This is a genomic window from Mycobacterium sp. E2462 (assembly GCF_001672685.1).
Taxonomy (GTDB): domain Bacteria; phylum Actinomycetota; class Actinomycetes; order Mycobacteriales; family Mycobacteriaceae; genus Mycobacterium.
The window spans coordinates 1-11,724 of sequence record NZ_LZKC01000406.1 but is presented as its reverse complement, the minus strand read 5'-3'; the positions used below and the strand labels follow the sequence as shown (position 1 = coordinate 11,724).

The following is an 11,724-nucleotide window of genomic DNA, read 5'->3' as shown; positions in this document are numbered from 1 at the left end:
CGACCGCCAGCAGCACCATCGCGGCCACTCCCGCCTCGTGCAGGATCGTCGGCGCGTACCAGACGGCCACCCAGCCGAGCAGCAGGTACAGCGGCACGCCCAGCCAGCGCGGCGACGACGGCCAGCACACCTTCAGCAGGATGCCGGCGGCAGCGCCGCCCCAGACGATGCACAGCACGACCATCCCGGTGTTCTGCGGCATCACCAGCCGCGCGAACGGCGTGTAGCTGCCGGCGATGAACACGAAGATCATCGAATGGTCGAGCCGCTTCATGCGGGTCCGGCTCAGCGGCGACTTCCACTTGACGCGGTGATAGGTGGCGCTGACCGCGAACATCGCGACGGTCGACGCGGCGTACACCAGCGTCGAGTGGCCGGCGCGGGGCGAGGCGGCCGCCCACGACACCGACACCAGGGTGGCACCGGTGACGATGGCCAGCCACGCCGAATAGAAGTGGATCCAGCCGCGCATCCGCGGCTTGGTCAAGACGGTGGCCGCACCCTCGACGAGCTGCTCGACGGTGTTGCCCGGCGCGATCGGTTCCGAATCCGGCTCCCGATCGGCCGCGGTGTCGGTCTGGCTGCTCATGTTTCCCATCGCCTCGTCGTGTCGCCCGTCGTGGAATGTAGGAAAGTTGCCCGGGGGTGCTGAAGATAAACAGTAGTCACCCGTCGCGGGACGCCGCTCCGACCGAGCCGGCGCCCGCGGCGCGACCCGTCGAGAAATTGCCGTCTCGAAACCATCGCCGCTGGCAGTAGGGTGAGTCTTCGTGGAGATCATCCCACCGCGGCTCAAAGAACCGCTGTATCGGGTGTACGAGTTGCGGCTGCGGCAGGGCCTGGCCGCCTCGAAATCCGAACTGCCACGCCACATCGCCGTCCTGTGCGACGGCAATCGGCGCTGGGCGCGCGACGCCGGCTACGACGACGTGAGCTACGGCTACCGGATGGGCGCCGTGAAGATCGCCGAGATGCTGCGCTGGTGCGCCGACGCCGGCATCGAGATGACGACCGTCTACCTGCTGTCCACCGAGAACCTGCAGCGCGACCCCGACGAGCTGGCCGGCCTCATCGAGATCATCACCGACGTCGTCGAGGAGATCTGCGCCCCGGCCAACCGGTGGAGCGTGCGCACCGTCGGCGATCTCGAGCTGCTCGGCGAGGAGCCGGCGCGACGGGTGCGCGGGGCGGTGGACTCCACCCCGGCGGTCGCGCCGTTCCACGTCAACGTCGCGGTCGGCTACGGCGGGCGCCGCGAGATCGTCGACGCGGTGCGCGCCCTGTTGAGCAAGGAGCTGGCCAACGGCGCCAGCGGCGACGAGCTGATCGACGCGGTCACCGTCGACGGCATCTCGCAAAACCTCTACACCTCCGGCCAGCCCGACCCGGACCTGGTGATCCGCACCTCGGGCGAACAACGCCTGTCCGGCTTCCTGCTGTGGCAGAGCGCGTATTCGGAGATGTGGTTCACCGAGGCGCACTGGCCCGCCTTCCGCCGGGTCGACTTCCTGCGCGCGCTGCGCGACTACAGCCAGCGGCACCGCAGATACGGCAAGTAGGCCCGGATGGCTGCGCTGTCGGCGGTGGTGTTCTCGCTGAGTGGCTGGCTCGGGCTGTACCTGCTGGCCCGCGACCCCCGCAAGCCGGTGCTCGCGCTCGCGGCGCTCGGGCTGTGCGGCTTCGCGGTGGTGGTGGCGCTGGACGCGGTGCGTCTGAGCACCCCGGCGCACGGCGCGCTGCTGAGCCAGGTGGAGATCTATCTGGTCGCCGTGCCCGGCGTGGCGTGGTTCGCGGTGCTGCTGGAGCTGTCCCGGTCCGGCGACCACTGGCGGGCCCGCACGGGCGAGGCGCTGCTGATCGCCGGGGTCGGCGCGCTGGCCGTGCTGGGCGCGGCGTTGGCCGGCGGCGTCGACGGGCCGTTGCGGGCGGGCCACCTGCTGATGTTCGCCGTCGTCTCGGTGTCCACGCTCGGCGCGATGGCGGCCGCGCTGATGCGGCCCGCCCAGCCGGTCCGCGCCGGTGGCGTGGTCGCGGTCGCGACGCTGTTCTTCGCCCTCGGCAACGCCATCCTCGTCATCCCGCTGGGGCTGGTGCCCAGCTGGGTGGCGTTGGCGTCCACCGGTTTCGACGTGTTGCTGCTGGGCGTGGCGGTGGCGGCGTGGGACGCCTTCGACGAGGGTCAGGCGGTGCGCAACGACATGCGGCGATCCTTCACCGGTTCGATGACGGTGGCGGTGCTGTTCGGCGGTCAGGCGCTGATCGGCCTGGCCGTCACCCGCGGCGAGCCCGGCGCGCGCACGGTGCTGACCGTGCTGCTGTTCAGCAGCCTGGCCGTCGCGATCGCGGTGCAGGTGTTGGCCGACCCGCTGGCCGGGGTCCTGGACCGGCTGGCGTTCTCGCGATCGCCCGCCCTGCGCGCCGACCGGGCCGCGCTACGCCACACCGGGGCGGCGCTGCCGCTGCGCAAGGTGGATCCCGTCCTCGACGTCGACGATGACACCTTCGCCAGACTCACCCGGCGGGCGCTCGGCCACTACGGCGACCTGACCAAGCTCGTGGCCAGCCCGTTGACCGCGCTGCCCGTCATCGACGAGCGGCTAGCCGCCCGCGGCGCCCCGGATCACCCGCTGGAGCGGGCCAACGAACTCAAGGCCGTCCTGGCGGACGCGATCGGTCGGCTCAAGCCCCGCGACGCCGGCGATTTCGGCACCACCGAGCAGTGGCGGCACTACAACTCGCTGTATTTCCCGTACGTCGCCGGCGTGCGGGCCTACGCGCAGAACGCGACCGCCGCCGGGCTGGATCCCGTTGCGCGGCAAGCCTGGCGGTGGTTCGCCACCGAGGTGCCGCGGCGGTCACTGCACAACTGGCAGAGCGCCGCGGCCCGGCTGATCGCCGCCGAGTTGCGCCGCGGGGTGGTTGTTTCCAGCGAGTGACGGAAACGGCGCAAACGCATCTCGGAAATTAACCCGGGCGTCAAACATCCGTTGCGCGGCTTTGCAATCCTGAGGGTCAGGGAATAGCTCCGTGAACCCGCGGGTCTATCTATCCGTGGCAATAAGTGTCTGTGGCAGTAGTTGGCAGCGCCACGGGTCGATGTGGCAGTGCAACGACGGCACGCTCGAACGCGTCGACCAACCCGCATCGCGAGGAGTAAGCACATGACCTCTGTATCTGGTGTATCCGGCGTCTCCGCCCTGCACACCCGGCCCCTCTACGACTCGACCGACTCGCTGTTGCGGTTTGCCATGCGCGCCGACGGCACGTTGACGGGGGCATGCGGCCTGGCCGTCGCGTTCCTCGCCGACCCGCTCGCGTCGCTCACCGGCCTGACGTCGTTCCAGGAGTACGCGATCGGCGCCACCTTCGTGCTCGCCGGTTTCCTGGTGTTCAGCCTCGCGGCCTTCCCCGATCTGCGCCGGCTCGGGACCGCCATCGTGGTGACCAACGTCGTGCTGACCCTGGTGGCGCTGGTGGTGGCCGAGACGGCGCCGCTGAGCGCGGGCGGCGTCACCGCGACACTGGCCGGCGGCGTCTACTCGGCGGCGTTCGCCGGGCTGCAGTACCTGGGCCTGCGCCGGCTCGAGCCGTAACTCGTCGGCGCCTACAGCTTGCGCAGGCGCAGCCGGTTGATGGAGTGATCGGCGTCCTTGCGCAGCACCAGGGTGGCGCGGGGACGGGTCGGCAGGATGTTCTCGACCAGGTTGGGGCGGTTGATCGACCGCCAGATCTCGCGCGCCGCGGCGACGGCCTTGGTGTCGTTGAGGGCCGCGTAGTGGTGGAAGTGTGACTGCGGATCCGCGAAGGCGGTGCTGCGCATCGCCAGGAACCGCGAGACGTACCACTGCTCGATGTCCTCGATGCGCGCGTCGACGTACAGGGAGAAGTCGAACAGGTCCGACACCATCAGCGTGGGGCCGGTCTGCAGGACGTTGAGGCCCTCCAGGATCAGGATGTCGGGGTGCCGCACCACGTGTTTGGCGCCCTGGATCACGTCGTACTTGAGGTGCGAGTAGACCGGCGCGCACGCGTAGTCTGACCCCGACTTCACCGAGGTGACGAAGCGCATCAGCGCCCGACGGTTGTAACTTTCCGGAAAACCTTTGCGATGCATCAGGTTTCGCCGGTCCAGTTCGGCGTTCGGGTACAGGAAGCCGTCGGTGGTCACCAGGTCCACCCGGCGGTGCGGATCCCACCGCGCCAGCAGCGCCTGCAGCACGCGGGCGGTCGTCGACTTGCCGACCGCCACGCTGCCGGCGACGCCGATGATGAACGGCACCGGCCGGTCCGGGTTCTGCTGGGGTTCGCCGAGGAATTCCGCTGTGGCGGCGAACAATCGCTGCCGGGCCGCGACCTGTAGGTGGATCAGCCGGGCCAGGGGCAGGTAGACCTCTTCGACCTCCAGCAGGTCGATCTGCTCGCCGAGCCCGCGCAGCCCGAGCAGCTCCTCCTCGGTGAGGGCCAGCGGCGTCGACATACGAAGCGCACGCCATTGCTTTCGGTCGAACTCCACATACGGGCTCGGCTCGCTAAGCCGCGGCATAGTGCCCAGTGTGGCAGGAGCGCCCGTATGCCCGACGGCTGGGCTGGCGATTGGTCGCGCTCGATAGACTGGTGGCCGTGACTGCCGCACCTGACGCCCGCCCCTCGACATCGGTGATGTCCACCCCGCTCGCCGAGATCGATCCCGACATCGCCGGCCTGCTGGGCCAGGAACTGGGGCGCCAACGCGACACCCTCGAGATGATCGCGTCGGAGAACTTCGTGCCGCGCTCGGTGCTGCAGGCCCAGGGCAGCGTGCTGACCAACAAGTACGCCGAGGGCCTACCGGGCCGGCGCTACTACGGCGGCTGCGAGTACGTCGACGTCGTGGAGAACATCGCCCGGGACCGGGCCAAGGCGCTGTTCGGCGCCGACTTCGCCAACGTGCAGCCGCACTCCGGCGCCCAGGCGAACGCCGCGGTGCTGCACGCGCTGATGACGCCCGGTGAGCGGCTGCTGGGCCTGGACCTGGCCAACGGCGGCCACCTGACGCACGGCATGAAGCTGAACTTCTCGGGCAAGCTCTACGAGAACGGCTTCTATGGCGTGGACCCCACCACCCACCTGGTGGACATGGACGTGGTGCGGGCCAAGGCGCGGGAGTTCCGCCCCAAGGTCATCATCGCCGGCTGGTCGGCCTACCCGCGGGTCCTCGACTTCGCGGCCTTCCGGTCGATCGCCGACGAGGTCGACGCGAAGCTTTGGGTGGACATGGCGCACTTCGCGGGCCTGGTCGCCGTCGGCCTGCACCCGTCCCCGGTGCCGCACGCCGACGTCGTCTCCACGACCGTCCACAAGACGCTCGGCGGTCCGCGCTCCGGCCTGATCCTGGGCAAGCAGGAATACGCCAAGCCGATCAACTCGGCCGTGTTCCCCGGCCAACAGGGCGGCCCGTTGATGCACGTCATCGCGGCCAAGGCCGTCGCCCTGAAGATTGCGGGCACGCCGGAGTTCGCCGACCGGCAGCGCCGCACCCTCTCGGGTGCCCGCATCCTGGCCGACCGGCTGCTGGCGTCCGACGTCGCCAAGGCGGGCGTGTCGGTGGTCAGCGGCGGCACCGACGTGCACCTGGTCCTGGTGGACTTGCGGGACTCGCCGCTGGACGGCAAGGCCGGTGAGGACCTGCTGCACGAGATCGGCATCACCGTCAACCGCAACGCGGTGCCCAACGACCCGCGCCCGCCGATGGTCACGTCCGGGCTGCGCGTCGGCACCCCGGCCCTGGCTACCCGCGGCTTCGGGGACACCGAGTTCGCCGAGGTCGCCGACATCATCGCGACGGCGCTGGCGGCAGGCACCTCCGCCGACGTCCCCGCGCTGCGGGACCGGGTGACCCGCTTGGCCAGGGAGTTCCCGCTCTACGACGGCCTGGAAGACTGGGCGCTGGTCGGCCGGTAGCCACCGCGCGGCGTAGGCCGGAGGACTTAAGTCACGAGTTGGCCCGACACGGCCCGGGCGATTTCACTCGTCTGTGTCCGCGGGTTACAGTTATTTCATGGCACAAAGACCCGTCGCGAACGCGCTGACCCTGGAACTTGAGCCGGTCGTCGAAGCCAACATCGACCGTCACCTCAACACCGAGGAGATCTGGTTCGCGCACGATTACGTGCCGTTCGACCGGGGCGAGAACTTCGCCTTCCTGGGCGGGCGCGACTGGGACCCGTCGTCGGAGACCCTGCCGCGGCAGTTCACCGACGCGTGCGAGATCCTGCTGCTGCTCAAGGACAACCTGGCCGGGCACCACCGCGAGCTCGTCGAGCACTTCATCCTCGAGGACTACTGGGGTCGCTGGCTGGGCCGGTGGACCGCCGAGGAGCACCTGCACGCCATCGCGCTGCGCGAGTACCTCGTGGTGACCCGCGAGGTCGACCCGACCGCCAACGAGGAGGCCCGGGTCCGCTACGTGATCAAGGGCTACCGCGCCGACACCTACAGCCAGGTGGAGACGCTGGTGTACATGGCGCTCACCGAGCGCACCCACGCGGTGTTCTGCCAGAACCTGGCCGCTCAGCTCGAGGAGCCGATCCTGGCCGGCCTGATCGACCGGATCGCCCGCGACGAGGCACGGCACGAGACGTTCTTCGCGAACCTCGTCGCGCACTGCCTGGAGTACACGCGCGACGAGACGATCGCGGCGATCGCCCCGCGCGCCGCCGAACTGCAGGTCCCGGGCGCCGACATCGACGACTACCGGGACAAGGTGCGCAACGTCGCCGACGCCGGCATCTTCGGCCCCGAGCACCTGCGCCAGGCGATCTCCGACCGCATCACCGCGTGGGGTGTCGCCGACGAGCCGTCGCTGCGGCAATTCGTCACCGGCTGAGCCGGTCCGCCCGCGGGGCGGGCATTTCCGTCGGCGCGCCTGCGCAGCGCGCATGCGGCCACGAGAGTAGCGTCACTATCGATGGTCAGCGACACTTCCAGCTGCCAGGGCGGCACCTTCCGTCACGACTACGGTAGGACCGGCCCCGGTCCTGGTGCTGCGGCTCCCGCCCACATGCTCGTGCGGGTCCGCGCGGGCTTTCCCCGCTCGAGGAGCGCTACGTGACCGAAATCCGGACCTACGTGATCGACACGTCCGTGCTGCTGTCCGACCCCTGGGCGTGCAGCCGGTTCGCCGAGCACGAGGTGGTGGTTCCGCTGGTGGTGATCAGCGAACTGGAGGCCAAACGCCATCACCACGAGCTGGGCTGGTTCGCCCGTCAAGCGTTGCGGCTCTTCGACGACCTGCGCCTCGAGCACGGACGCCTGGATCAGCCGATTCCCGTTGGCGCGCAAGGCGGTACGCTGCACGTCGAGCTCAACCACACCGATCCCTCGGTGCTGCCCAGTGGCTTCCGCAACGACAGCAACGACTCCCGGATCCTGAGCTGCGCCGCCAACCTCGCCGCCGAGGGCAAGCGAGTCACGTTGGTGAGCAAGGACATTCCGCTGCGTGTCAAGGCCGCTGCGGTGGGCCTGGCCGCCGACGAATACCACGCGCAGGACGTGGTGGCCTCCGGGTGGTCGGGGATGCGCGAGATCGAAACCGCCGCCGAGGACATCGACGCGCTGTTCACCGAGGGTGAGATCGATCTCGCCGACGCGCGGGATTTGCCCTGCCACACCGGGATTCGGCTGCTGGGCGGCAGCTCGCACGCGCTGGGCCGGGTGAACGCGGACAAGCGGGTCCAGCTTGTGCGCGGCGACCGCGAGGTGTTCGGGCTGCGCGGCCGCTCCGCCGAGCAGCGCGTCGCGCTGGACCTGCTGCTCGATGAATCGGTGGGCATCGTGTCGCTGGGCGGCAAGGCCGGCACCGGCAAGTCGGCGCTGGCGCTGTGCGCGGGCCTCGAGGCCGTCCTGGAACGGCGCACCCAGCGCAAGGTGGTGGTGTTCCGCCCGCTGTATGCCGTCGGCGGCCAGGAGCTGGGCTACCTGCCCGGCAGCGAGAGCGAGAAGATGGGGCCGTGGGCGCAGGCCGTCTTCGACACGCTGGAGGGGCTGGCCAGCCCGGCCGTGCTGGAGGAGGTGCTCTCGCGCGGCATGCTCGAGGTGCTGCCGCTCACCCACATTCGGGGCCGGTCGCTGCACGACTCGTTCGTGATCGTCGACGAAGCGCAGTCGCTGGAACGCAACGTCTTGCTGACGGTGCTGTCGCGGCTGGGCACCGGCTCGCGCGTGGTGCTCACCCATGACATCGCCCAGCGCGACAACCTGCGGGTGGGCCGCCACGACGGCGTCGCCGCGGTGATCGAGAAGCTCAAGGGCCACCCGCTGTTCGCCCACATCACCTTGCTGCGCAGCGAGCGTTCGCCGATCGCCGCCCTGGTCACCGAGATGCTCGAGGAGATCGCCGGGCCGCAGTGACCGATGGTCGTGACCGGCTGCGCCCGGCGTCGCCGCGCTGGCCATCACTTTGGTGACCGATGGTCGTGACCGGCTGCGCCCGGCGTCGCCGCGCTGGCCATCACTTTGTGACCGGGCGTTTCGGTAGGCTCTTTGCGTGCCGAAACGTCCCGACAGCCAGGCCTGGCGCTACTGGCGGACCGTGATCGGAGTGGTCGCGGCCGTCGGGGTGCTGGTCATCGGCGGGCTCACCGGCCATGTGACACGCGCGGACAACCTGAGCTGCGCGGTGGCCAAGTGCGTGGCGCTGACGTTCGACGACGGGCCGGGCCCGTTCGACGACCGGCTCCTGCAGGTGCTCAGGGACAACGACGCCAAGGCCACCTTCTTCCTGATCGGCAACAAGGTGGCGGCCAACCCCGGCGGCGCCAAGCGGATCGCCGACGCGGGAATGGAGATCGGCAGCCACACCTGGGAACACCCCAACATGACCACCATCCCGACCGAGGACATCGCCGCGCAGTTCTCGAAGGCCAACGACGCGATCACCGCCGCGACCGGTCACACGCCGGTCCTCTACCGGCCCGCGGGCGGCCTGTCCGACGGCGTGGTGCGCCAGACCGCCGCGCAGTTCGGCTTGGCCGAAATACTATGGGACGTCATTCCTTTCGACTGGGCCAACGACTCGAACACGGCGGCCACCCGGTACATGCTGATGACCTACATCAAGCCGGGGTCGGTGGTGCTGCTGCACAGCACCTATTCGAGCACCGTGGACCTGGTCTATCAGTTCATGCCGGTCCTCAAGGCCAACGGCTACCGCATGGTGACGGTCAGCGAACTGCTCGGGCCGCGGGCGCCGGGCAGCAGCTACGGTGGCCGCGAGAACGGGCCACCGGTCAACGGGCTGCGTGACATTCCGGCCGCCGAGATCCCCACGCTGCCCGACACGCCGTCACCCAAGCCGATGCCCAACTTCCCCATCACCGACATCCCGGGGCAGAACTCCGGCGGGCCCAACAACGGTGCCTAGCGCAGGCGAGGAGCGAAAGTGCGTTCGCCGCTTGTCCATTCAGTACGGCGTGGACCTCGCCCTGTCGTATGTGGTGGCCGTCGTCCAGGCGGCCGCCATCCTGATTCCGCTGCGCGGCCACACCGCCGGGCGCGCCAACGCCGACTTCGCGCAGCAGAACACCGCGGCGGTGCTGCTGCTCATCGGGTTCGCCGTCGTCGGCGTCGTGGCGGCCGGCGCGTGGAGCATCCTGCCCACGGTCCGCTGGTACGTCACCGGCGCCGAGCCCACGCAGCGGCAGCGCCAGGTCGCGATGCGGCTGCCGGGCTACCAGTCGGTGATCCTGGTGACGGCCTGGGCGGCCAGCGGTGGCATCTTCATCCTGGTCAACCTGTCCGGGGGGCCGCGGTTGTTGCTGCCCATCGGCCTCGGCGTCCTGTTCGGCGGCCTTGCCGCGGCCGGCACGGGCATGCTGCTATCGCAGCGCACGCTGCGGCCCATCATGCGGGCGGCGACACTGAATTGCGAGCCGCGGTTGGCGGTCCCGGGCGTCTACGCGCGCCTGGTCCTGATGTGGTTTCTGTGCAGCGCGTTTCCCGTCGGCGTCGTCGCGACCCTGGTGGTGTTGCGCTCCTATGGCTGGCTGATCGAGAAGTCCGCCTCGCTCGACGCGCCGATCCTGGTGGTGTCGTCGGCGGCGGTGGTGTTGGGGCTGCCGATGATGATCCTGACGTCACGGTCCATCTCGGATCCGATCGGCGAGGTCGTCGACGCGATGGCGGAGGTCGAACACGGCCGCATCGACACCTCCGTCGGCGTCTACGAACGCTCCCAGATCGGCCGTCTGCAAAGCGGTTTCAACCGGATGGTGGCCGGGCTGGCCGAGCGGGACCGGCTGCGCGACCTTTTCGGGCGCCACGTCGGCGCCGGGGTGGCGCAGCGGGCCCTCGACGAGGGCGCGTCGCTGTCCGGAGACGTGGTCGAGGCGGCGGTCCTGTTCATCGACCTGGTGGGTTCGACGCAGCTCGCCCAGAGCCGCCCGCCGCAACAGGTCGCCGAGGTGCTCAACGACTTCTTCCGGACCGTCGTCGACGCCGTCGACGAGCACCACGGGCTGATCAACAAGTTCGCCGGCGACGCCGCCCTGGCCGTGTTCGGGGTGCCGTTGCCCACCAGCGACCCTGCGGCCGCCGCCCTGGCGACGGCCCGCGCCTTGGGCGTTCAATTACGAACGCTGCCGGTCGATTTCGGTATCGGCGTGTCGGCCGGCCGGGTATTCGCCGGCAACATCGGCGCCGAGAATCGCTACGAGTACACCGTCATCGGCGACGCCGTCAACGAGGCCGCGCGGCTCGCCGACCTGGCCAAGACCGCCGACCGGCGAATCCTGTGCTCGGCGGCGGCCATCGAGCGCGCCTCCGACGCCGAGCGCGCGCACTGGGACGAGTGCTATTCCACGGTGCTGCGCGGGCGCTCCGAGACCACCCACGTCAGCGCGCCCACCACCTAGCGCGGCTCTAGGACTTGCTGACCTTGAGCGCGGCGATGATGCCGCCGACCACGGCCGCCGACGCGGCGTCGCCGATGGGCGTCGAACACATGAAGACGGTGACGGGTTTGGTGTCGACGGCGATGATGGTCACCGAGTCGCCCTTCACGTTGCGGCTGGGGTCGGCGATGGTGATGTCCGCGTCGGCGCGAGTCGCCTTGGTGCCGTCGACCGTGATGGACGACGTCTTGACCGGCCCCAGCGTCGGCGAGGCGTTCGCGTAGCCCGGGCCGCTGGACGTGCACTGCATCAGCTTGCTGGCCTGTGCCGAAATGTCCATGCTGGTAACGAAATTCGTGACGGCGACCTCGGCGGTCATCATCCACTGATTGGCTCCGGGCACCTCCTGCGCGACGCCCAGCCCACCGATCAGGTTGGGGTTCTGGTCGTCGGAGAACACCGTCCACCCGGGCGCCGCCTTCACCGGGAACGACAGCTTGCCGGCCGCGATGGTCACGGCGTCGCCCTTGGGCAGCTCACCGCCCGACACGTTGGGCGTGCAGTCCGTGGCGTTCTGCGCGGAGTTCCTCGGCTGCGAGACGCTGGTGCTGGTCGACGACGGGGCCGCGCTCGACGGCTTGTCGTTGCCGCCGCGCATCACCAGCAGCGTGGCCACCAGCGCGATGACGGCCAACAGCACCAGCCCACCGACGATCAGCCACGGCAGCTTCGAGCCCGATCCGCCGCCGGGTGGCGGCCCCACCGGGTAGGGGCCGGTCGGCCCGCCGGACTGCTGCCCCGGGATGTCGGTGATGGGGAAGTTGGGCATCGGCTTGGGTGACGGCGTGTCGGGCAG

10 protein-coding genes and 2 pseudogenes are annotated in these 11,724 nt (G+C 69.9%); 8 read left to right on the top strand and 4 right to left on the bottom strand.

Annotated elements, in window-relative coordinates:
- Positions 1–589, bottom strand: a 589-nt coding sequence (locus A5714_RS21070) for a hemolysin III family protein (RefSeq protein ID WP_068288505.1), incomplete at its 3' end; no start/stop codon positions are given.
- A 181-nt stretch (positions 590–770) separates the two neighbouring features.
- On the opposite strand from A5714_RS21070, the gene A5714_RS21065 reads away from it, so the two are divergent.
- The 3 genes from A5714_RS21065 to A5714_RS21055 all read left to right on the top strand — a co-directional run bounded on the left by A5714_RS21065 (position 771) and on the right by A5714_RS21055 (position 3,593).
- Positions 771–1,559 (top strand): (2Z,6E)-farnesyl diphosphate synthase, encoded by a 789-nt coding sequence (locus A5714_RS21065; RefSeq protein ID WP_068067442.1) that lies wholly within the window; start codon positions 771–773, stop codon positions 1,557–1,559.
- Positions 1,560–1,565: 6 nt separating this feature from the next.
- Positions 1,566–2,936: a hypothetical protein gene (locus A5714_RS21060; RefSeq protein WP_068288496.1), complete on the top strand. Its 1,371-nt coding sequence runs from the start codon at positions 1,566–1,568 to the stop codon at positions 2,934–2,936.
- A gap of 225 nt (positions 2,937–3,161) precedes the next feature.
- On the top strand, positions 3,162–3,593 hold the full coding sequence (locus A5714_RS21055) for a hypothetical protein (RefSeq protein ID WP_068288493.1): 432 nt from the start codon (positions 3,162–3,164) through the stop codon (positions 3,591–3,593).
- Between the two features lie 11 nt (positions 3,594–3,604).
- On the opposite strand, the gene coaA is transcribed toward A5714_RS21055, so the two are convergent.
- Positions 3,605–4,543, bottom strand: a complete 939-nt coding sequence (coaA, locus tag A5714_RS21050; RefSeq protein ID WP_068067455.1) for a type I pantothenate kinase — start codon at positions 4,541–4,543, stop codon at positions 3,605–3,607.
- A 116-nt stretch (positions 4,544–4,659) separates the two neighbouring features.
- Between coaA and glyA the strand changes: the two genes are divergently transcribed.
- The 5 genes from glyA (at position 4,660) to A5714_RS21025 (ending at position 10,889) form a co-directional block, all read left to right on the top strand.
- Positions 4,660–5,940 carry a serine hydroxymethyltransferase gene (gene glyA / locus A5714_RS21045; protein WP_068067457.1) on the top strand — a complete coding sequence of 427 codons (1,281 nt, stop codon included), beginning with the start codon at positions 4,660–4,662 and terminating at the stop codon, positions 5,938–5,940.
- Between the two features lie 97 nt (positions 5,941–6,037).
- Complete coding sequence (locus tag A5714_RS21040) at positions 6,038–6,865, top strand: acyl-ACP desaturase (RefSeq protein ID WP_068288501.1); 828 nt, start codon at positions 6,038–6,040, stop codon at positions 6,863–6,865.
- Between the two features lie 221 nt (positions 6,866–7,086).
- Positions 7,087–8,388, top strand: coding sequence for a PhoH family protein (locus A5714_RS21035; RefSeq protein ID WP_068067460.1), 1,302 nt, complete (start codon positions 7,087–7,089; stop codon positions 8,386–8,388).
- A 136-nt stretch (positions 8,389–8,524) separates the two neighbouring features.
- Positions 8,525–9,400, top strand: coding sequence for a polysaccharide deacetylase family protein (locus A5714_RS21030; RefSeq protein WP_068067463.1), 876 nt, complete (start codon positions 8,525–8,527; stop codon positions 9,398–9,400).
- 31 nt (positions 9,401–9,431) lie between these two features.
- Positions 9,432–10,889 (top strand): adenylate/guanylate cyclase domain-containing protein, encoded by a 1,458-nt coding sequence (locus A5714_RS21025; protein ID WP_082959887.1) that lies wholly within the window; start codon positions 9,432–9,434, stop codon positions 10,887–10,889.
- Positions 10,890–10,896: 7 nt separating this feature from the next.
- Here the strand turns inward: A5714_RS21025 and A5714_RS21020 are convergent.
- Both A5714_RS21020 and A5714_RS27275 read right to left on the bottom strand, forming a co-directional pair.
- Positions 10,897–11,670, bottom strand: a pseudogene (locus A5714_RS21020) (hypothetical protein); the annotation flags it as partial.
- Positions 11,647–11,724, bottom strand: a pseudogene (locus A5714_RS27275) (hypothetical protein); the annotation flags it as partial. The pseudogenes A5714_RS27275 and A5714_RS21020, both read right to left, overlap by 24 nt.